Source organism: Faecalibacterium sp. Marseille-Q0746, assembly GCF_017377595.1.
Taxonomy (GTDB): Bacteria; Bacillota; Clostridia; order Oscillospirales; family Ruminococcaceae; genus Faecalibacterium; species Faecalibacterium duncaniae.
The window spans coordinates 1-20,358 of sequence record NZ_JAFREI010000022.1 but is presented as its reverse complement, the minus strand read 5'-3'; the positions used below and the strand labels follow the sequence as shown (position 1 = coordinate 20,358).

At 56.6% G+C, this 20,358-nt stretch carries 24 protein-coding genes, 1 tRNA gene and 1 rRNA gene; 13 read left to right on the top strand and 13 right to left on the bottom strand.

Annotated elements, in window-relative coordinates:
* The first annotated feature begins 101 nt into the window (after positions 1-101).
* From J3351_RS11880 to J3351_RS11870, 3 genes are all read left to right on the top strand, one after another.
* A complete protein-coding gene (locus J3351_RS11880) occupies positions 102-1,274 on the top strand; it encodes an NADP-dependent malic enzyme (protein WP_207697817.1) in 1,173 nt (390 codons plus the stop codon).
* Between the two features lie 15 nt (positions 1,275-1,289).
* Entirely contained in the window at positions 1,290-2,129 is an 840-nt protein-coding gene (locus J3351_RS11875; RefSeq protein ID WP_207684804.1) for a fumarate hydratase, read from the top strand.
* A 156-nt stretch (positions 2,130-2,285) separates the two neighbouring features.
* Complete coding sequence (locus tag J3351_RS11870; RefSeq protein ID WP_207697816.1) at positions 2,286-2,837, top strand: Fe-S-containing hydro-lyase; 552 nt, start codon at positions 2,286-2,288, stop codon at positions 2,835-2,837.
* Positions 2,838-2,933: 96 nt separating this feature from the next.
* Here J3351_RS11870 and J3351_RS11865 read toward each other — a convergent pair whose 3' ends face one another.
* Positions 2,934-4,076: a ribose-phosphate pyrophosphokinase gene (locus J3351_RS11865; RefSeq protein WP_097772746.1), complete on the bottom strand. Its 1,143-nt coding sequence runs from the start codon at positions 4,074-4,076 to the stop codon at positions 2,934-2,936.
* 403 nt (positions 4,077-4,479) lie between these two features.
* Between J3351_RS11865 and J3351_RS11860 the strand changes: the two genes are divergently transcribed.
* Positions 4,480-4,866 carry a metal-dependent transcriptional regulator gene (locus J3351_RS11860; protein WP_035395062.1) on the top strand — a complete coding sequence of 129 codons (387 nt, stop codon included), beginning with the start codon at positions 4,480-4,482 and terminating at the stop codon, positions 4,864-4,866.
* Between the two features lie 53 nt (positions 4,867-4,919).
* Here J3351_RS11860 and J3351_RS11855 read toward each other — a convergent pair whose 3' ends face one another.
* Positions 4,920-5,270, bottom strand: coding sequence for a type II toxin-antitoxin system PemK/MazF family toxin (locus J3351_RS11855; protein ID WP_005936458.1), 351 nt, complete (start codon positions 5,268-5,270; stop codon positions 4,920-4,922).
* A 143-nt stretch (positions 5,271-5,413) separates the two neighbouring features.
* On the bottom strand, positions 5,414-5,830 hold the full coding sequence (locus J3351_RS11850) for a holo-ACP synthase (RefSeq protein ID WP_117477392.1): 417 nt from the start codon (positions 5,828-5,830) through the stop codon (positions 5,414-5,416).
* 187 nt (positions 5,831-6,017) lie between these two features.
* On the opposite strand from J3351_RS11850, the gene J3351_RS11845 reads away from it, so the two are divergent.
* Positions 6,018-6,263: an IreB family regulatory phosphoprotein gene (locus J3351_RS11845; RefSeq protein ID WP_005936452.1), complete on the top strand. Its 246-nt coding sequence runs from the start codon at positions 6,018-6,020 to the stop codon at positions 6,261-6,263.
* Positions 6,264-6,308: 45 nt separating this feature from the next.
* On the opposite strand, the gene J3351_RS11840 is transcribed toward J3351_RS11845, so the two are convergent.
* Both J3351_RS11840 and cysK read right to left on the bottom strand, forming a co-directional pair.
* Positions 6,309-7,250, bottom strand: coding sequence for a tRNA-dihydrouridine synthase (locus J3351_RS11840; RefSeq protein ID WP_207697815.1), 942 nt, complete (start codon positions 7,248-7,250; stop codon positions 6,309-6,311).
* An 89-nt stretch (positions 7,251-7,339) separates the two neighbouring features.
* On the bottom strand, positions 7,340-8,272 hold the full coding sequence (gene cysK, locus J3351_RS11835; RefSeq protein WP_005936447.1) for a cysteine synthase A: 933 nt from the start codon (positions 8,270-8,272) through the stop codon (positions 7,340-7,342).
* 281 nt (positions 8,273-8,553) lie between these two features.
* Between cysK and J3351_RS11830 the strand changes: the two genes are divergently transcribed.
* On the top strand, positions 8,554-8,985 hold the full coding sequence (locus J3351_RS11830) for an Rrf2 family transcriptional regulator (RefSeq protein WP_005936443.1): 432 nt from the start codon (positions 8,554-8,556) through the stop codon (positions 8,983-8,985).
* A gap of 83 nt (positions 8,986-9,068) precedes the next feature.
* On the opposite strand, the gene J3351_RS11825 is transcribed toward J3351_RS11830, so the two are convergent.
* The 3 genes from J3351_RS11825 to J3351_RS11815 all read right to left on the bottom strand — a co-directional run bounded on the left by J3351_RS11825 (position 9,069) and on the right by J3351_RS11815 (position 10,613).
* Positions 9,069-9,299: a hypothetical protein gene (locus J3351_RS11825; RefSeq protein ID WP_207697814.1), complete on the bottom strand. Its 231-nt coding sequence runs from the start codon at positions 9,297-9,299 to the stop codon at positions 9,069-9,071.
* A 26-nt stretch (positions 9,300-9,325) separates the two neighbouring features.
* Positions 9,326-9,544, bottom strand: coding sequence for a hypothetical protein (locus J3351_RS11820; protein ID WP_117477396.1), 219 nt, complete (start codon positions 9,542-9,544; stop codon positions 9,326-9,328).
* Positions 9,545-9,929: 385 nt separating this feature from the next.
* Positions 9,930-10,613 (bottom strand): hypothetical protein, encoded by a 684-nt coding sequence (locus tag J3351_RS11815; RefSeq protein ID WP_207697813.1) that lies wholly within the window; start codon positions 10,611-10,613, stop codon positions 9,930-9,932.
* A 192-nt stretch (positions 10,614-10,805) separates the two neighbouring features.
* Here J3351_RS11815 and J3351_RS11810 point away from each other — a divergent pair, with 192 nt between their 5' ends.
* Complete coding sequence (locus tag J3351_RS11810; RefSeq protein ID WP_207697812.1) at positions 10,806-11,006, top strand: hypothetical protein; 201 nt, start codon at positions 10,806-10,808, stop codon at positions 11,004-11,006.
* Entirely contained in the window at positions 10,969-11,319 is a 351-nt protein-coding gene (locus tag J3351_RS11805) for a recombinase family protein (protein WP_207697811.1), read from the top strand. Before J3351_RS11810 ends, J3351_RS11805 begins: the two co-directional genes overlap by 38 nt.
* A 52-nt stretch (positions 11,320-11,371) precedes the next feature.
* Here J3351_RS11805 and J3351_RS11800 read toward each other — a convergent pair.
* Positions 11,372-11,447, bottom strand: a tRNA-Pro gene (locus J3351_RS11800).
* 203 nt (positions 11,448-11,650) lie between these two features.
* Between J3351_RS11800 and J3351_RS11795 the strand changes: the two genes are divergently transcribed.
* The 5 genes from J3351_RS11795 (at position 11,651) to J3351_RS11775 (ending at position 17,603) form a co-directional block, all read left to right on the top strand.
* Positions 11,651-13,309, top strand: coding sequence for a glutamine--tRNA ligase/YqeY domain fusion protein (locus tag J3351_RS11795; RefSeq protein WP_207697810.1), 1,659 nt, complete (start codon positions 11,651-11,653; stop codon positions 13,307-13,309).
* Between the two features lie 24 nt (positions 13,310-13,333).
* Positions 13,334-13,486 carry a hypothetical protein gene (locus J3351_RS11790; RefSeq protein ID WP_005936439.1) on the top strand — a complete coding sequence of 51 codons (153 nt, stop codon included), beginning with the start codon at positions 13,334-13,336 and terminating at the stop codon, positions 13,484-13,486.
* 63 nt (positions 13,487-13,549) lie between these two features.
* Positions 13,550-14,626, top strand: a complete 1,077-nt coding sequence (locus tag J3351_RS11785; RefSeq protein WP_207697809.1) for a leucine-rich repeat protein — start codon at positions 13,550-13,552, stop codon at positions 14,624-14,626.
* The gene (locus tag J3351_RS11780; RefSeq protein WP_207697808.1) at positions 14,610-16,052 is read left to right on the top strand and encodes a VWA-like domain-containing protein; all 1,443 of its coding nucleotides are present in this window, start codon (positions 14,610-14,612) and stop codon (positions 16,050-16,052) included. Before J3351_RS11785 ends, J3351_RS11780 begins: the two co-directional genes overlap by 17 nt.
* 12 nt (positions 16,053-16,064) lie before the next feature.
* Positions 16,065-17,603, top strand: a complete 1,539-nt coding sequence (locus J3351_RS11775) for an AAA family ATPase (protein ID WP_207697807.1) — start codon at positions 16,065-16,067, stop codon at positions 17,601-17,603.
* A 124-nt stretch (positions 17,604-17,727) separates the two neighbouring features.
* Here J3351_RS11775 and J3351_RS11770 read toward each other — a convergent pair whose 3' ends face one another.
* From J3351_RS11770 to rrf, 4 genes are all read right to left on the bottom strand, one after another.
* Positions 17,728-18,396 (bottom strand): hypothetical protein, encoded by a 669-nt coding sequence (locus tag J3351_RS11770; RefSeq protein ID WP_156069899.1) that lies wholly within the window; start codon positions 18,394-18,396, stop codon positions 17,728-17,730.
* Entirely contained in the window at positions 18,393-18,722 is a 330-nt protein-coding gene (locus tag J3351_RS11765; protein ID WP_005936428.1) for a PadR family transcriptional regulator, read from the bottom strand. The genes J3351_RS11770 and J3351_RS11765 overlap by 4 nt, the downstream gene beginning before the upstream one ends.
* Before the next feature lie 308 nt (positions 18,723-19,030).
* Positions 19,031-19,711, bottom strand: a complete 681-nt coding sequence (locus tag J3351_RS11760) for a DUF1287 domain-containing protein (protein WP_207697806.1) — start codon at positions 19,709-19,711, stop codon at positions 19,031-19,033.
* Between the two features lie 561 nt (positions 19,712-20,272).
* Positions 20,273-20,358 (bottom strand): 5S ribosomal RNA (rrf, locus tag J3351_RS11755); the annotation flags it as partial.

Here is a 20,358-nt window from a genome sequence, read left to right as displayed (position 1 = left end):
GGTGGAAATGCCCGCCTGGTTCTGTTAAAATAAAAGAGATACGAGAAACCCCGGCCGCTCCCTTCCGCGGGAAGCGCCCGATACAAACGGAGGAACACCCCATGGATTACAACAAAGCCGCCCTTGAAATGCACGAGACCCACCACGGCAAGGTGGGCATTACCAGCAAGGTGGAGGTCAGGACCCGTGATGACCTGTCTACCGCCTACACCCCCGGCGTTGCCGAGCCCTGCCGCAAGATCAAGGAAAACCCCGACGATGTTTATAAGTACACCTTCAAGGGCAACATGGTGGCCGTTGTCTCCAACGGCACCGCCGTGCTGGGCCTGGGTGACATCGGCCCCGAGGCCGGTCTGCCTGTGATGGAGGGCAAAGCCGTGCTGTTCAAGGAGTTCGGCGGCGTGGATGCCTTCCCCATCTGTATCGATGCCCACGATGCCGCCAGCGTGATCGCAGCCTGCAAGGCCATTGCCCCCACCTTTGGCGGTATCAATCTGGAGGATATCAAGAGCCCCGAGTGCTTTGAGATCGAAGAGACGCTGGAGCGGGAGCTGGATATCCCCGTGTTCCACGATGACCAGCACGGCACCGCCATCGTGGTGACCGCTGCCCTCATCAACGCCCTGCGCGTGGTGGGCAAAAAGATGGAGGACGTGCACATCGTCCTGAACGGTCCCGGCGCTGCCGGTACTGCCATCATCAAGATGCTGATGACCGCCGGTGCAAAGGATATCGTGGCCGTGGACCAGTTCGGCACCCTGTACAAGGGCTGCAACAGCGCCGAGGCCCACAAGAACTGGCTGGGCGAGGTGACCAACCCCCGCCAGATCAAGGGCGGCCTGAAGGAAGCCATCGAGGGAGCCGACGTATTCATCGGCGTGTCCCGCCCCGGCATCCTGACCACCGAGCTGTGCAAGACCATGAACAAGGATGCCATCGTCTTTGCCATGGCCAACCCCACCCCCGAGATCATGCCGGACGATGCCAAGGCAGGCGGCGTGCGCGTGATGGCCACCGGCCGCAGCGACTTCCCCAACCAGGTCAACAATGTGCTCTGCTTCCCCGGCCTGTTCAAGGGCGCTTTGAGCGTTCGCGCCCGCGACATCAACGACCAGATGAAGCTGGCCGCAGCCTATGCCATCGCTGACCTGATCACCGATGCCGACCGCAGCGAGGAGAACATCATCCCCGGCGCGTTCGACCCCCGTGTGGCCGAGGCCGTGGCTGCTGCCGTGGCAAAGGCTGCCCGCGAGACCGGCACTGCCCGCCTGTAAAGGGAGGAACACGAGATGAGGAACATCTCCGCACAAGCCATCACCGATGCCGTAGCCCGGCTCTGCATCGAGGCCAACACCCGCCTGCCGCAGGATGTGCAGGCGGCACTGGACAAGGCCCGGCAGGAAGAGCCCTGGCCGCTGGCAAAGAATACCCTGGACCTGCTGTGGTCCAACCTGAGCGCCGCCAGAGAAAAAGACCTGCCCATCTGCCAGGACACCGGCATGGCCTGCGTGTTTGTGGAGCTGGGCACCGACGTCCACATCGACGGCAGCTTTGAAGCCGCCATCCACGAGGGCGTGCGCCGCGGCTACACCGACGGCTACCTGCGCAAGAGTATCGTGGCCGACCCGCTGCGCCGGGGCAACACCGGCGACAACACCCCCGCCGCCATCACCGTTCATCTGGTAGACGGCGACGGCTGTACCATCACCGTGGCCCCCAAGGGCTTTGGCAGCGAGAACATGAGCCGCATCCAGATGCTCAAGCCCGCCGACGGCGTGGAGGGCTTCCGGAAGTTCGTGCTGGAGACCGTCCAGCTGGCCGGTTCCAACCCCTGCCCGCCCATCGTGCTGGGCATCGGCGTGGGCGGCAGCTTTGACAAGGTGGCTTATCTGGCCAAAAAGGCGCTGCTCCGCCCGCTGGATGTTCCCAACCCCGATCCCTATTATGCCGGTCTGGAGCGTGAGCTGCTGACCGCCATCAATGAGCTGGGCATCGGCCCGCAGGGCTTTGGCGGCCAGACCACCTGTCTGGGCCTTGCCATTGAGCAGATGCCCACCCATGTGGCGGGCCTGCCCGTGGCCGTGAACGTTTCCTGCCATGTCACCCGGCGGGCCAGCGCGACTTTATAAGGGTCAAACCTCTCCGTCAATGCTTCGCATTGCCACCTCTCCTAGTAGGAGAGGCCTTGGCAGTCGGGTAAAGCTTGCCGGATACGCCAGAGGCTCCCCTACCAGGGGAGCTGGCGGGCGCAAGCCCGACTGAGAGGTTGTACAAAGGAGAAACCTATGCAATATACCTTAACCACCCCCTGCACCGCCCAGGATCTGGCCCCCCTCAGGGCAGGCGATACCGTGCTGCTCTCCGGCGTGGTGTATACCGCCCGGGATCAGGCCCACAAGCGGATGATCGAAGCACTGGACCGGGGCGAACCGCTCCCCTTCGATCTTGAGGGCAGCGCTATCTACTACGTCGGCCCCACCCCGGAGCGCCCGGGTGAGGTCATCGGCTCTGCCGGCCCCACCACCAGCGGCCGGATGGATGCCATGAGCCCCCGCCTGCTGGATCTGGGCAACAAAATTATGATCGGCAAGGGCAAGCGGGATGCCGCTGTCAAGGAGGCCGTTGTCCGCAACGGCGCGGTCTATCTGGCTGCTCTGGGCGGTGCCGGTGCCCTGATGGCCAAAAGCGTCCAGACGCTGAAGGTCATCGCCTGGCCCGACCTCGGCTGTGAAGCCGTCCGCCGCCTGACCGTGCAGGATATGCCCCTGACTGTCATCCTGGATGCCCACGGCGGAGATCTGTATCTGGAAGGCCCGGAGGCCTACCGGAACCGCTGAGGAACAGCAGCCCAGGCTTCTGCCAAATGCTGTACATACAAAAAGGAGCTGTACCCCCGCGGGAGTACAGCTCCTTTTGCATTGCATTTTTTCTGATCAGCTGCGCTTTGCCAGCAGAGCCTCGATCTTCTTGATGGGATCGATGATGCTGGAAACAGACATATCGTGGTTCAGTGCCACCACGAAGTAGGCAGCATACTTGGAGACATCCACGTCAACATACCAGTCGCGGGTCAGCAGCTCGGGCTGGCGGTAGGTCAGGTTGGTGCCCACAACGTAGTCCAGCTTACCATCGGCAACTGCCTGATCGAACTTCTTCAGGCCGCTGGTGAACAGCGGGAAGGTCGCATTGGCAATGATGCGGGCAGCACCGCGCTCCTTCAGGTTGCCGGCAACCTCCAGCATGCTCTCGCCGGAAGCGATGATATCGTCGGCGATAAAGACAGTCTTGCCCTCAACGGAATCGCCCAGATACTCGTGTGCCACAATGGGGTTGCGGCCGTTCACCACGCGGGTGTAATCGCGGCGCTTGTAGAACATGCCCAGGTTGCAGCCCAGCACGCTGGAGAAGTACATGTTGCGGTTCATGGCACCCTCGTCGGGGCTGACCACGATGAACTTCTCCTTATCAAAGCTGATCTCGGGGTTCTTCTTCAGCAGGCTCTTGAGTACCTGATAGGTGGGCATTGCATTGTCGAAGCTGAGCAGCGGCACAGCGTTCTGAACGCGGGGATCGTGGGCATCAAAGGTGATGATGTTACGCACGCCCATGGTCTGCAGCTCCTGCAGGGCCACAGCGCAGTCCAGGCTCTCGCGAACCACGCGGCGATGCTGGCGGCCGCCGTACAGGCTGGGCATGATAACGGACACACGGTGTGCCTTGCCGGCCACTGCCTGGATCAGGCGCTTGAGGTTGGCAAAGTGGTCATCCGGGGAGAGGTGGTTCTCGTAACCGAACAGGTTGTAGGTAACGCTGTAATTGCCCGGATCGATAACGATAAAGATATCGTCGCCGCGCACAGACTCCCTGACCAGGCCCTTTGCGTCACCGCTCTGGAAGCGGGGGCACTCGCAGGGGATGATAAAGCTATCCTTCTCCACGCCTGCGGACTTTGCCCATTCCACCAGATGCTGGTCGATCAGCTTGGTCAGCTCCTCTGCACCGGGGCAGGCCAGCAGACGCAGGTCTGCCACGCTGGGTTCCTGGAAAAATGCCATCGGATTGATCTCGTTGGACATACTTACAACTCCTTCAATGTTCCTGTTGTCTTGACGATGAAATCAGATGCTGAAAGCGCATATCTGTTCTTATTTTATCACAAAAAACAGATTTCGACACACCTAATTTCTGTCTTGGAGCCATTTTCTGCGGCTTGCACAGCTGTTGTTCAAAAACACGTTGGAGACTGTGAGTTTCACACAAAAAACCTTCCTTTTACCTCCCTCTTCCCTTTCCCCCTGCCTGCTGCCCGGTGGTTCCTGCGCATAAACCCACAAATTTTTCATGTTTCAGTCGGTTTGTTTTAGTAAACTTTCAGGGATTGCTTGCATCCCCCGGGAGAATGTGGTATTCTATAACAAACCGAACCGACGTGCGTTTTCAGCCCCGGGCCGGGAATCAAGAAGGCAGGAGGCCGATACCATGCAGATCCACCAATCCGCAGAAGATTATCTTGAAACGATCCTGATGCTCAACCAGAGAATGGGCCGTGTCCGTTCCATCGACGTGGTCAATGAGCTGGGCTATACCAAGGCAAGCGTGAGCATTGCCATGAAGAAGCTGCGGGAGAACGGCTATATCGCGGTGGACGGTGAGGGCAACCTGACCCTGCTGGAACCGGGCCGCGAGATCGCAGAGCGCATCTACAGCCGCCACCGCCTGCTGACCCACTTCTTTGTGCAGCTGGGCGTGGACGAGGAGGTCGCCGCCGAGGATGCCTGCAAGGCAGAGCATATCCTGAGCGAGCAGACGCTGGAAAAGATTCGCGAATATGCCCTGCTCCACGACGCGCAGGACAGCGTAAAATAACCGGAATCATCAAAAAAATGAGACTGCCAGGCCTTGGCAGTCTCATTTTTTTGTCAGTAGCTGTCCAGCCCAAGGCTGACATCCAGCGCCTGATTCACCCGACGCTGATCCTCAGGCGTGATCTGCCCGGCCCGCTCGCGCAGGCGGTGCTTATCCAGCGTGCGGATCTGTTCCAGCAGCACCACACTGTCCTTGGCAAGGCCGGTATCTGCCGCCCGGATGTTGATATGGGTGGGCAGGCGGGCTTTGTCCAGCCGGGATGTAATGGCCGCTGCAATCACGGTGGGGCTGTGCCGGTTGCCGATCTCGTTCTGGACGATGAGCACCGGCCGGATGCCGCCCTGTTCCGAGCCCACCACCGGCGAAAGATCGGCGTAAAAAACTTCTCCTCTGTGTACCTCCATGGAATCTTCCCTCCCTGATCTTGGAGGATGCGCCCGCTATGTGGTGCGTTTTGCGCATCCTCAGTCGCTCTGCCTTTAGTATGAGCCGACTGCAGGGCCGCTATGCACGCGCGGGCTTATTCCATTGTATGCAGACGGGAAGTTCAGGTTTCCGTTTCCAGGATGCAGTACGCCATGGCCATGCCGTCTTCATGGCTCAGGGAGAGATGTGCCCGCAGGCGGCGTGCTTCCACCCACTGGGCGCTCCGGCCGGAAAAGCGATAGGCCGGTGCCCCGCCGGGCAGGCGGACGGCTTCGATCTCGCAGAGGGAGAAGGGCTCCCGCAGACCGGTGCCCGCCGCCTTGAGGAAAGCCTCCTTGGCCGCAAAGTCCGCCGCCGCGCTGGCCACAGTATGGGCGGTGCGGCGGGCCGTGTCCTCTTCTTCTGCCAGAGGCAGGCCCAGTGCCGCCTGCTCAGCCGGGCCGAACACCCGGCGTGCAAAGACCGCGCCATGGGGGCCCAGCAGGCTCTTTTCCATCCGCGCAATGCTGCATAGGTCGCAGCCGATTCCGTAGACCATGAAAAACCTCCTGAACGGGAAAATTCGCTCCGTTCTTTTTACTCAAATTTTCAAAAATTTTTAGGCAAAGTGTGCAAATTCCAGCTTGGAATCTTGAAGTCAGCGTTCATTTCGTGTACAATGGGCTATAAGTTCCAATGACCTCTCGGAACGGAATGCGAGAGGGATACCGAAGGGGGTGCATTGCGTGGGCGACGCGACTGCTATTTTTTCGATCCACGACAAAAAGGACTACGAGATTCACGAGATCGTACAGCAGGTGTACGATGCATTAAAGGAAAAGGGCTACAATCCGGTCAATCAGCTGGTGGGCTATATCCTGTCCGAAGATCCCACCTATATCACCACATACAAGGGAGCCCGCTCCCTCATCCGCAAAGTTGACCGTGACGATCTGCTGCAGGCCATGCTCCGCAGCTACCTGAACGTCTGAGCCGCGCTTACACAAGTCCGCTGCCTCGCAGGAGGCGGCGGGCTTTTATTTTGGCCAGCAGGCAAAGATCTGGTTCACCACCGTCTCATACTCCCAGCCTTCCCGGGCCTTGCGCAGGGGCTTTTCCAGTGCGTCGGCCCCATCGAAAAGGTGGATGAGGTAGAACCAGTGGGCCTTCATCCGGCTCACGGCACAGCTGGCCATCCCAAAGGCTTCGGTGTAGCCGTGATAGAGTTCATCATGGTAGCCGCGCAGTTCTTCCCGGGAAGCAGCAGGGCCGCCCACAGCCTTGCGCAGAAGAGCCGGGTCTGCAATGAGGCCCCTGCCCACCATGATACCAGACAGTTCCGGGAATGCCGCTTCCAGTTCCCGCAGGTCATCCACGGTGGTCACATCGCCGTTGTAGCAGACCGGAGCAGTGCAGGCAGGCAGATAGGCAGCAAAGGCTTCCCGGTCGGTCTGGCCACGGTAGAGCTGTTTCATCACCCGGGGATGGATGGTCAGCTCGCAGAGGGGGTATTTGTTGTAAACGTTCAGGATCTCCCCGAACTCCTCCGCCCGGGCCACGCCCAGCCGGGTCTTGACCGACACCGGCCCGCCTGCCTGCGAAAAAACAGCGTCCAGAAAGGCATCCAGCTTCTGCGGGTCCCGGAGCATTCCGGAACCCTTGCCCTTGGCTGTCACGGTGCCGGAGGGACACCCGAAGTTCAGGTTGACCTCGGTATAGCCCATCCGGCGCAGTTCCCCGATCATCCAGGCCGCAAGTTCGCCGTCCTTTGCCAGCAGCTGCGGGATGACCTGCACCCCCGGGTTGGCCGCCGGTTCCAGCTCAGCCATCTTCTTTTTGATGAGCACCCGGTTCTCCGGCGGCGAGAGAAACGGCGCATAGTACCGCACCGGGGCCTCCGGTGCGCCGAACCAGCGCTGGTGGGCCTGCCGCCAGATGCGGTCTGTCAGCCCCTCCATCGGGGCGGCGTAGTAGTTCATAACAGTTCTCCTTGGAATTGATGGGTTTATTGTAGCACAAAAAAAGCCGCTGCGCAAAAATTTCTGCGCAGCAGCTTTGGGGTTACAGCTTATTCAGCAAACAGCGGGGTGGACAGATAACGGTCGCCGGTATCGGGCAGCAGAGCAACGATCTTCTTGCCTGCGTTCTCGGGGCGCTTTGCCAGCTCCAGCGCAGCCCAGACCGCTGCACCGGAAGAGATACCCACCAGAACGCCTTCCTTGTGACCGATGAGGCGGCCGGTCGCAAAGGCATCCTCATTGGTCACGGTGATGATCTCATCGTAGACCTTGGTATCCAGCACATCCGGCACAAAGCCCGCGCCGATGCCCTGGATCTTATGCGCACCTGCAACGCCCTTGCTCAGCACAGGAGAGGAGGCAGGCTCCACAGCCACGACCTTGACATTGGGGTTCTTGCTCTTGAGGTACTTGCCCACGCCGGTAACAGTGCCGCCGGTGCCAACGCCAGCCACAAAGAGATCGACCTGACCATCGGTGTCCTCCCAGATCTCAGGGCCGGTGGTCTCGATGTGTGCCTGCGGATTGGCAGGGTTCACGAACTGGCCGGGGATAAAGGCGTTGGGGATCTCCTTTGCCAGCTCATCCGCCTTGGCAATGGCACCTTTCATGCCCTTTGCGCCCTCGCTCAGGACCAGCTCTGCGCCGTAAGCCTTCATCAGCTGGCGGCGCTCCACGCTCATAGTCTCAGGCATCACGATGATGATGCGGTAACCCTTGGCAGCGGCCACAGCGGCCAGACCAATGCCGGTGTTGCCGGAGGTAGGCTCAATGATCACGGAACCGGGCTTCAGCTTGCCGGTGGCCTCGGCATCGTCGATCATCTTTTTGGCAATGCGATCCTTGACAGAGCCGGCGGGGTTGAAGTATTCCAGCTTGGCCAGAACGGTGGCCTTCAGGTCTGCTTCCTTCTCAATATGGGTCAGCTCCAGCAGCGGAGTGTGGCCAATCAGCTGATCTGCGGAAGTGTAAATCTTGCTCATAGTAAAAGTCCTCCCTCTGCGGGCGCAGGGCCCGGGATGTTATTCTGACGCAAACCATATTTCCTGTAAACCAACACGGTTTGTAGGTTTGATGGTATTATAGTCCTCTTTTTCCCCTTTGTCAATGGAAAAACGAAAAAGCGATTGAAAAGTTACAAACCCTGTTGTATAATAGGTTTGTTAATGAGAAGAGGACAGCCCCACCATCCATGCCTGCGCATTGCCGCCCCTGACTGGGCCGCTGGCGCAAAGCGTCTGAGGGGGTGATAAGGAGAAAAGCTATGATCGTTTCAACCAAGGGCCGTTATGCACTGCGCGTAATGATCGACCTGGCCGAACACCAGGCGGAGCGGTATGTGCCGCTGAAGGAGGTCGCCGAACGGCAGGAGATCTCGGAAAAATATCTGGAAAACATCCTGAAGGTGCTGGTGCAGAACGGCTTTCTGGAAGGTCTGCGCGGCAAGGGCGGCGGCTACCGGCTGACCCGCACCCCCGACCAGTACACCGTGGCAGAGATCCTGCTGCTGACCGAGGGCAGCCTTGCCCCCGTGAGCTGCCTTGTGCCCGGTGCTCCCGCCTGCGAGCGGCTGCCCAACTGCCGCACCTATACGATGTGGAAGGGCCTGAACGACATGATCGCCGACTACTTTGGCAAGATCACTCTGGCCGACCTTGCCGCACCAGATCAGGCGGGGAATGATTATATCATCTAAATGACAGAAACAATACAAAAAGGCACGCTGGTCTCCAACGGATCAGCGTGCCTTTTTGGCTTTGCTGCATATTGGAGCACGAATTAGCCCTCCGCCGCCAGTTGAGCGAAGAAGTCAGCGGTAGAGCCTTCAAAGTGTTCTCCCTCGCCGGTTCTAATCATGCTGTCCACTTCATCAATCGCCGCTTGTGTCTTGACGTTGGGAATTTCTGCATCCTTAAGAGCCTTTAAGCTCTGCATATACGCCACCAGATAGATTAAATCATTATCCGGCATCTCGTCCAGCAGGGTTCTTGCCAATTCTCTTGTACTCATGTTGCACCTGTCCTTTCGTATGGATATTATGCGCATTCTTCCACGGCGGTTTTCCCCTCTGATACCGCGTGTTCTTTCAAAAACTGTTCCGCTGCCTGTTTCAGAACAGCGTTGGGGGTGGTCCCCGCTGCGGTACAGGCCTCCCGGAACTGGGCCGCAAAATCCTTACGGACCTTACAGCCCAAAATCATCATATGGGCCTTGTCCCACTTGGCATTTGCCTTTTTCTTCGCGTCAGACAGCATATTCAACCTCTTTTCCGGCGGGGCTGTTATAAAATGCCTATTCTGCCCCATAAACAATATAGCGCTTTTCGTCCTTGTTGAACAGTGTAAAGCTGTACAAAGTTCACGGTTCAACTCTGTCTGTTCTGTCAGCAGTTTTTGCGCCAATAACGCACAAAAGACGCACAAACCAGTGTTTTCAGAGCATTTATACAACAAATAAAGCCACGACAAAACCGCATTTATAAACGGTTCATCGTGGCTTTTCTTGTGGTCGGAGTGTAATTATAGGATTTCAGAAAACGCAGATATATCAACGGTTTGCTGGCAGTCGGCAAGAGGTATTTATTCTAAAAATTCAAAATGACGAGAACAACGCCGCCCAACAGGACAACGGGCGGTGTTCTTATATATCCATTTTTAATGTGCTTGGCGCATTATGGTAGAATGTCATCCCTAAGGATGTAACGATTATATCATTCTGCTTATCTGGATTATCTGTAATCTCCATCCACACATTGCCACCAAGTCGATTTTGGTTTTGCAACAGTCCTAACGAAATCAATCGGTCAACTTGATATAATTCTCTACCTTGAATTTTTAATCCACCTTTGATAGCAGCTTCAAATAAAAGAGCATAATCGCTAATAAACATTCGCCGATTTGCTTCTGTCAATTCGCAAAATTTTTCCCAAGAAATAGCTCCTTTTACATAGGAAGCATAAAAACTGCCTAAAACCTTGGATTGGATTTCATCTATTTGATTCCCTAAAATTATAAGCACCCGACTAAGTTCTTTTTCAGCCTCTTTAGGATCTGCATCAAGTTTTTTGCGATGTTCGTCTAATTTCTCTTGGGGAATACTCCCGGAATTAAATTCTGAAATAAATGTAAGGGTTTGCTTTATAAGATTGCGTTCGTGAAGGTTATACCCTGTTTTACAAATAGCTGCAATAGTGTTGACAACGGGAATTCCTTTTAATGCCTCGCTTTCTAAAAGTGCGTCAATCCCAAGTTCAACATATTCGCCAACGACTCCGTGGGTAGAAGAAAATAGAGTATTTTTAAGTGCAGGAACTAACTCACTCATAATTGCACCATCCTTATAACTTGATTGTTAAAGTATATCAGGTAATTGAAAATTTGTCACCACTCTTGATGTCAACGCCGCCCAACAGGACAACGAGCGGCGTTTTCATATATAAAACCATGAAGGGAGGTCACTTTCACCCGGCCAGTCTGCGGACTGGCTTTTTTCATGCCACGAAAAGGAGGTTTGCAAATGGCAGATGATAAGAAAAACATTCCCGAGGCAGCCTCGCCCGCCGAGGCTCCCGCTCCTGCGGTAGAAAATGCCGTCGTGCCGGAGCAGCCCGCTCCCGAGCCTGCGCTGACCGACGCAGAGGCGGTCATGCTGGAACATGAGGGACAGGCGGTACGACACGATGAAAGCCTATTTCTATTGCCGCGTCGCTCACGATGATAGCTTTTCTTTGGAACGGCAGGCCAAGGAGCTTCGCCGCTATGCGGAACAAGCCGGGTACACCATCGTTGGTGCTGCCGCCGAGCATGGCTCTGGAATGACCCTGGACCGTCCGGCTCTGCAAGAAGTGATAGAGGCCGTTCTTGCCGGAAAGGTGGATGTGGTGCTGATAAGCAGCCTTGACCGTATAGGGCGGGACTGGGGCATGACAAAGCAGTACATCGCCCTGCTGACCGAGCATAAGGTCAAGCTGCTGTGCCTGCGGGAACGGGTGAGCAGCGACATCTCCGGCGTTTCACCATTCTCTACATAAAAAAGCAGAGTGTCCATTACAGGATACTCAGATCCTATAAGGACACTCTGCATGGTCGGAGTGGCGAGACTCGAACTCGCGGCCTCCTGCTCCCAAAGCAGGCGCGCTACCAACTGCGCAACACCCCGTAAAAATGAATACTACCATACTATACCCTTTTTTTGTGCATTCGTCAAGTGCACAGAATGCGGAAATCTGCCCGGGGCACCAAAAACCACCCTTACTTTGTATTTTTGCCTTGAAGCAGAGCCAAAAATGGTGTATTATAAAGTGTATTGAAAGAAAGTGTAATTCCGGGCTGCGATGCCCTGAAACCAAGGGGGAAACCACTATGGCAGATAAAAACTTTTTGACGGAGATCATCGATGCTGACCTGGCCGAGGGTAAGATCAGCGAGATCCATACCCGCTTCCCGCCGGAGCCCAACGGCTACCTGCACATCGGCAGCGCCAAGGCCATCTACATCAACTGGTCCATCGCAAACCAGTATGGCGGCAAGTTCAACCTGCGCCTGGACGACACCAACCCCGCCCGCGAAGGTGAGGAGTATGTCAACAGCATCATTGAGGATCTGCACTGGCTGGGCGCTGACCCCAACGGCGGCATCTTCTATGGCAGCGATTACTTTGACAAGTGCTACGAGTACGCCGAGAAGCTCATCTTGGAGGGCAAGGCCTACGTGGACGACCTGACCCGTGACGAGATGCGCGAGTACCGTGGTGCCGATGCCGGCAAGCCCAGCCGTCCCTCTCCGTGGCGTGACCGCACCCCGGAGGAGAATCTGGACCTGTTCCGCCGGATGCGTGCCGGTGAGTTCCAGGAGGGTGAAAAGACCCTGCGTGCCAAGATCGACCTGGCCAGCCCCAACATGAACATGCGTGACCCGGCCATCTACCGCATCAAGTATGCTGAACACCACCGCCAGGGCAATAAGTGGTGCATCTACCCCATGTACGATTTTGCGCATCCCATCCAGGATGCCATTGAGGGCATCACCCACAGCATGTGCAGCCTGGAGTTCGAGAATCATCGTCCCCTGTACAACTGGGTCATCGAGAATATCTTTGGCACCGAGTTCCCCAAGCAGCGCGAGTTCGCCCGCCTGAACATGACCAACACCGTGATGAGCAAGCGCTACCTGCGCGAGCTGGTGGAAATGGGCATCGTGGACGGCTGGGACGATCCCCGGATGCCGACCCTGTGCGGCCTGCGCCGCCGCGGCTACACCCCCACCTCCATCTTCACCTTTGTCCGGGAGGCCGGCATCTCCAAGTCCGACAACCTGATCGACATGCGTCAGCTGGAAGCCTGCATCCGCAGTGAGCTGGACCTGACCGCCCAGCGCCGGATCGCCGTATTGGACCCTGTGAAGCTGGTCGTGGACAACTACCCCGCCGACAAAACTGAATTCTTTGACGTGGCCAACAACCCCAACCGCGAAGCCAACGATGCCTCCACCCGCAAGGTCGCCTTTACCCGCGAGCTGTGGATCGAGAGCGAGGACTTTGCCGAGGTGCCGCCCCCGAAGTTCAAGCGCCTGACCATTGGCGGCGAGGTTCGTCTGATGGGCGCTTACATCGTCAAGTGCGAGAGCGTGGAGAAGAACCCCGACGGCAGCATCGCCGCCATCCACTGCACCGCCGACCTTGAGACCGGCAACGGCAACCCCGCAGATGGCCGCAAGGTCAAGGGCACCATCCACTGGGTCAGCGCTGACCACGCTGTGGATGCTGAAGTCCGCCTGTACGACAAGCTGTTTACCGAGTCCAACATGAACGCCATCCCCGAGGGCAGCGACTACAAGGACTACCTGAACCCCGAGAGCGTTGTGGTGCGCAAGGGCTGCAAGCTGGAAGAGAGCCTGAAGGATGCCAAGCCCGGCGAGAAGTTCCAGTTTGTCCGCACCGGCTTCTTCACCCCGGACAGCAAGAACCCCGGCGTGTACAACCGCGTGGTCACTCTGCGCGACAGCTTCAAGCCTGCAAAGTAAATCCTTTCAAAGGAGTACAAACAGATGAAAAAGCATCTGATCCGGAATGCGATCCTGATGGCTGTTGCCACCCTCATCATGGGTGTGTTCCTCAGCCTGTATATTGCCAATACCGGCACGGTTCCAGCTGCCGACAATGCGGCCGCCTCTACCGCTTCTTCACAGGCCGCACAGTAACCGCATCCCTCCCAACTGCTGCACGGCTCTGCCCGTGCAGCAGTTTTTTTGTTAGGAGACCCTATGTTTATCGATATCATCCCGTTACAGAAGAACACCGCCCGCCTGACCCGTGTTTACGGCGACGCGCCCTGTGCGGCCCTTCCCGCAAGCGTACCGGGCCCGGAGGGCGGGGTGCTGGCCATCACCGAGCTGGGGGACTACTGCTTCTCCGAGAAGCCCAGAAGCCTGCCCGGGGCCGATGCGCTCTGCCGCTATGAAGTCAGCCCGGACGGCACCTGCACCCTTGTGCAGGCCTTTGGCCGCGACCTGACCGGACGGCATGGCCGCTATGACCTCGATTTCGGGGAAGGGGCTGCTGCCCCGGAGGAGCTGCACCCGGTGTGCGGCAATTTCGTGGAGGAGGTCATCCTGCCGGACAGCCTGCAGGTCATCGGCAGCTGCGCCTTTTACAACTGCCGCAGGCTGCGGCGGCTCAGTGTGGGAGCCGGAGATCTGACCGTGGGCAGCGACGTGTTCCTGAACTGTTTTGCGCTGGCAGACCTCCTTGTCCGGGCCGCTCCCGAGGAAAAGACCGGCCTGTTCGCCCTTGTGAACAACATCACCGAAGCCGTGCGGGCACTGTTCTGGCTCCCGGGCGAGGCGCGTCCCCGGGCAGGGCTATGGTACCCCGCCTACTGGGAGGACGTAGAGGAAAGCCCCGCCCACATCCTGCTTCACACCTTTTCGGGGCAGGGGTACCATTACAGACAGTGTTTTCTGGATGGAAAAATCCTTTCCGCAGAATATGATGCCATCTTCCCGGACGGCCACGCTGCCGAGGATCAGGGCGTGGCAGCCATGCTCTGCTTTGACCGCCTGCGCTGGCCATGGAACCTGACCGAAAAGGCAAAGGCCCCCTACCGTGAATTTCTGGCCGCTCACACCGGCCTTGTGCTCCAGCGCCTGCTGAAGGCACAGGATACCGACAGCATAAAGGATCTGCTGGCGCTGGATGTGCTGGATGCTGCTGCCTTTGCTGAGGGCGCGGCGCTTGCCGCCAAGGCAGACAACGCAGCTGCCGCTGCACTGCTGGCCGACGCAGAGCACAAAAAGAGGGGTTCCGCCCCGAAGAAGCGGAGGTATGATTTTGATTTCTGAAAAAGAAAAATTCTTCGACCCCCGCAAGCCCTTTGCATCCAAACGGCCTGAGACCCATGAGGAGTGGCAGGCCCGGATGGGTGGCGAGGTGCTGGCTGTGGTGCGCAGCGGGCTGTACCTCGACTTCCGCTTTCTGGATATGGCGCTCAGTGCCCTGACCCCGGTACCGGACGAGCGGTGCGGTGTGCTGGCCACAGACGGTGTGAACCTCTATTATCAGCCCAGCGCCCTGCTGCGGCTTTACCAGGAGAACCCAAAATATCTCAATCGGTTGTATCTGCACACGGTATTCCACTGCGTATTCCGGCATCTCTGGCTCAAGGGCAAGCGGGATGCCCGGCTGTGGAATCTGGCCTGCGATATCGCCGTGGAGAATGTGCTGGACAATCTGAATCGTTCCAGTGTCAAGCGCCCGCTGACCTGGGTGCGCCAGAACGCCTACGCCGCCATTGCCGCGGAGGGCAGGGTGGTGGCCGCTGCCCCGGCTTACCGGTGGCTGGCGGGCCAGACCCCCGGCATTCTGCGCCAGCTGGAGCGGGAATTCTACACCGATGACCACCGCCTGTGGCCCAAGGATGCCCCCGAGCAGCCCCAGCAGATGCCCACGCCCCTGCCCCAGAAGACGTGGCAGAAGATCGGTGAGCGGATGCAGACCGAGCTGGACCTGCGGGACAAGGAAGCCGGTGACGGTGCCGATGCCCTGAAGCAGCAGGTCAAGGCCGCCAACCGCAGCCGCCGGAGCTATCAGGATTTCCTGCGCCGGTTCTGCGTGACCCGGGAGGAGGTCCACCTCGATCCGGATGAGTTCGACCTGAACTTCTACACCTACGGCCTGTCGGTCTACGGTAACATGCCCCTGATCGAGCCCCTGGAGACCCGGGAAAGCAAGAAGATCGAGGAGCTGGCGCTGGTCATTGACACCAGCTACTCCACCTCCGGCGAGCTGGTACGGGCCTTTCTGGCCGAAACCTACACCCTGCTGAAAGGGCGGGAGAACTTCTTCCACCGGATGAACCTGCATCTCATTCAGGCAGACAACGCCATCCGGCAGGATCTGCTCATCCGTAACGAAGACGAGCTCATCCATGCCATGAACCACTTTGAGCTGCGGGGCGGCGGCGGCACCGATTTCCGGCCTGCCTTTGAATATGTGAACCAGCTCTGCGCCGAGAAGAAGTTCTCCAACCTGCGGGGCCTGCTCTATTTTACCGATGGCATGGGCACCTACCCGACCCGCCGCCCGGCCTACGACACCGCGTTCCTGTTCCTGGGCGAAAAATTCGATGATGCCAACGTTCCCCCCTGGGCCATGAAGGTGGTTCTGGATGAGGATGAATTTTCAGGGCCAACGGCCCGGGCCGCATCGGCACTGGCCGACGCGCTGGCCGAAGAGGACGACCCTTACCGTGAATTAAACAACTCGTGAGGATGTGAACTTATGAATATCAAACGCGCCAAAGAAGAGATCGAACACACTGTCAAAGCCTACCTGGCCAAGGACGCATTGGGCGAGTATGCCATTCCCTCCATCCGGCAGCGCCCCATCCTGCTGATGGGCCCTCCGGGCATCGGCAAGACCCAGATCATGGAGCAGGCCGCCCGGGAGTGCGGCGTGGCACTGGTGGCCTACACCATCACCCACCACACCCGCCAGAGCGCCGTGGGCCTGCCCTTCATCCGGCAGCGCCATTATGGCGACAAGGATGTCTCTGTGACCGAATACACCATGAGCGAGATCATTTCCAGTGTCTACGCCAAGATGGAAGCCACCGGCCTGAAAGAGGGCATCCTCTTCATCGACGAGATCAACTGCGTTTCCGAGACGCTGGCCCCCACCATGCTGCAATTCCTGCAGTGCAAGACCTTCGGCAACCAGGCAGTGCCTGCCGGCTGGGTCATCGTGGCGGCAGGCAACCCGCCGGAGTATAACAAATCTGTCCGCGATTTCGATATCGTCACGCTGGATCGTGTCCGTCGGATGGACATTGAGCCCGACCTGCAGGTATGGAAAGATTACGCCCGCACAGCCCACATCCACAGTGCCATCCTGAGCTACCTCGATCTGCATCCCCAGAACTTCTACCAGATCAACGCCGACGTGGACGGCACACAGTTCGTCACTGCCCGCGGCTGGGAGGATCTGTCCAACCTGCTGGACACCTATGAATCGCTGGGCCTGCAGGCAGATGAAGCACTCATCCGGCAGTATCTCCAGCACCAGAAGATCGCAGAGGACTTCTCTGCCTATCTTGATCTCTATTATAAGTATCGTGATAACTACGGCGTAGAGGAGATTCTGGCCGGTCAGGTCAAGCCTGCCGTTTATGCCCGCCTGCTCAATGCACCGTTTGATGAACGGCTCTCGCTGGTCAGTCTGATTCTGTCCGGTCTGAACACCCGGTTCACTGCTTCCCGGCAGGCCGATGCCGTCGCCGATGCCTGCTACGCCTTCCTGCGGGAGGCCAAACAGGGCTTCTCCACCCTGCCTGCAGACATCCCGGATGGGGAGCTTACCCTGTTCGGTCAGATGGTCACGGACTATGATGCCGAGACCCAGCGCCAGCGTGCTGCCGGTCTGCTGGGCCATGACGCGCTGAATACCCGCCTGCAGGTGTATGCCGCCCTCCGCAGCTGGGATGCGGAGCTGCGCCGCGCCAATTCGGTGAGCACACAGCCCGCCTTTGACCTCCTGCGCACACAGTTCCAGTCCCTTGCCGAGGCCCGGGATCAGGCACAGGAAGCCGCCAGCGCCGCGCTGGAAGCTGCATTTGACTTTATGGAGAACGCCTTTGCCGAAAGCCAGGAGATGGTGGTGTTCGTCACGGAGCTGACCTTGAACCCCGCTTCTCATGCCTTCATCACCGAAAATGGCTGCGACCGCTATTTCCGGTACAACAAAGACCTGCTGCTCGACCATCGCAAGGCCGCGCTGCAGCAGGAGCTTGCCGCCGAAGCCCGCCGCCACGGAGGGCAGTAAGCACTCATCATTTATAAGCACAGAAGCGCCTCATCCGGGAGAGGATGAAGCGCTTCTTTACTTTGTTCAGGTCAGGGATGAGCTCGTTTTCCACGGCCCGGCAGACGTGCATCATAAGGAGGATTCAGATACGTTCTCTCAAGCGTTCATCTTTGCCATACTTCCAAAATTTTATGCCATACAACCCCGCACCCAGCAGGAGGCTGAAAAGGGCATAAGGCAAAATCGGCAGGCGTAGCAAAACAAAAGCTCCAGCGATCCGTGTAAAAAATGCACCTGTTGCATACAGCACTGCAATATAAAGCACCAGCCAGCCGCAGTATTTCAGACGATGCTTGCTTGGCGGAAACCCCGCCTGCTCCATCATCTTCCGGAACAGCCAGCAAAAAGCAGTTATGCAGACCACAAGCTGCATCAAATACCCAAGTGAGAGTTCAAACACCCAGTCCGGAACCACCGGATACAGCAGCAGACCCCCTATCCCCCAGCCAAAGAAGAAATACAGTGGTGCCACAAACCAGAAATAATCTCCAGTCCTCAAAGTTTTAAGGCTTGACTTAACCTCCTCAGCAAAGGTTTTTGCATCCTCAATCACGTTGAATAGTTCCTGCCCATTCTCATTGGCCTGCACCGCCATATCGATCAGGTCACTGTATATCAGCTCTACGCCGCACTCATCCCAACTGGTACGCCGCAGATATCGAATAACCTCTCTGATTTGCTCCTGGCTTTTGCTGTTGAGCAGTTTTACGCGCAGACGGTTCGCTCTTCGCAAGGTGAAATAGTTATTCATCTTCTATCCTCCCGAAAAATCTTTTCTACCAAACCGCACAGGCGGTTCCATTCCTGTTGAAAATCCAAAAGAGAATCCGTCCCCCTTTCGGTGATCACATAGTACTTCCGGCTTGGTCCCTTGGGAGAAGGTCGCCGCTCCACTGTCACCTTCTCCTGCTGCTCCAGGCGTAAAAGCAGCGGATACAGCGTGCTTTCGCTGATCTCTGCAAAACCGACCTGTTTTAACTGCATCACTATTTCATAGCCATAGGTTGGTTCTTTTTCAATCAGCCGCAGCACGCAATATTCCAATACACCCTTTAGCAGCTGTGCATTATTTTCCAATCCGCTTCCTCCTTTCTATCTACTATGCAATGCGTTGTAGCTTATCTACATTGTATTACATAGTAGTCAGTCTGTCAAGCAGTACGCTATGCGCGGTTTGAACAAACTGTATCTTCGCATTTCGGTAATACACAACAAAAAAGCCCTGAGATTTTCATCTCAGAGCTTTCACTTGAGTCGGCGACTACCTATTTTCACGCGCCGTTTCCAGCGAACTATCTGCAGAAGCCCGTATCGTAACCGATATACCGCCCAATAAAGTATGCCCCCCTGCTGCATTGTGCATAACCGTGCAGTAGGACCGCTTTTTATTTTGAAATTCGGTAATGACCCACGATGTCAGTTCGTTTTTCCAGAATGTCCTGCTCGTAGGCCATCTGCCATGGATCATTGTGGTGAATGATATAGGGCACTCCATTTTTATTTCGTCGGTCGGACACGATGCCGATATGTCTTTCGAAGATTACAATATCGCCACCCTGCCATGCTTCTATTTCTGAGACATCTGTGGTCAGGGCAACTGCTGTGTGTGAAAAAAATATATTCAGGTTTCGCACCCGCCGGAAGTCTATGTTTGCATCCGGCTCGGCTACCATATAATCTTGTGGGTGTACCCGGATATCCGCGTCCACAAGCACTTGTAGATCATATCCGGCATATTTCAACGCATAAGCCACTACATCAGTGCACACTCCGTAATTATCGTCAGGATAACCGTTCTCATAGTAGCGGCTTTTGTATTTTGGATGTGTACTCACATAGGCCAGTGCACCGTTCAGAATATCTAACTGGTCATCTACACCGTCATCATCCCGATCCTCGCTACTATGAAGCTGCGGTATCTTGCCCTTATAATCGTCCTCCGGCCTGATTGCCGAGGTATGCTGGTAATGTGTCTGCACATAAAATACAATACTGCAAAATACAAAAAGTACTATCATTATCGCATAATACATTGCTGAATCTTTGCGTGTCATGTCCGAACGCATATTCTCACCCCTTTCTGTTCTGAGAATACCAGTTTTTAGTCCAGTCTGCAATCCTCTAACATATATTCTTTCTCGGAAAATGGTAAAAACAAACCCCCAAGGAATCTCTTCCTCAGGGGTTTTGTTTAAGTCGGCGGACTACATCTATGCCGATTTATTTATGATGGTTTGGTTCACCGGGTTCTGCATGATGACCAGAGTGGTGAGAAGAGGTGGTAGTCTGAACCGAATCATCCGCAGCCTTATCGTTGGTGCTGCAACTGCACAGCACACCCAGCATCAGAACAACCGAAAGCAGTACAAGTATTGCACGTTTCATAATTTAATCCTTTCTGATTTCCTTTCTTCTGTCTAATGTTGAATAAGCGGATCCGAGGTCACTAGATAACACATCATTATAGAATGGGATTGGCCAACCAGCATCCCCAATATCATCATAACATAATGCACGAAAAAATCAAGCAAAAATAGAAACTTTTGGCAATTTCTTTGCCGGTGAAAGAAAATACCGCACAAAAACAACAAACCCCTGAAGAATTTCTTCCTCAGGGGTTTTGTTTAAGTCGGCGACTACCTATTTTCACGCGCCGTTTCCAGCGAACTATCTTGGGCACGAGTGAGCTTAACTTCTGTGTTCGGAATGGGAA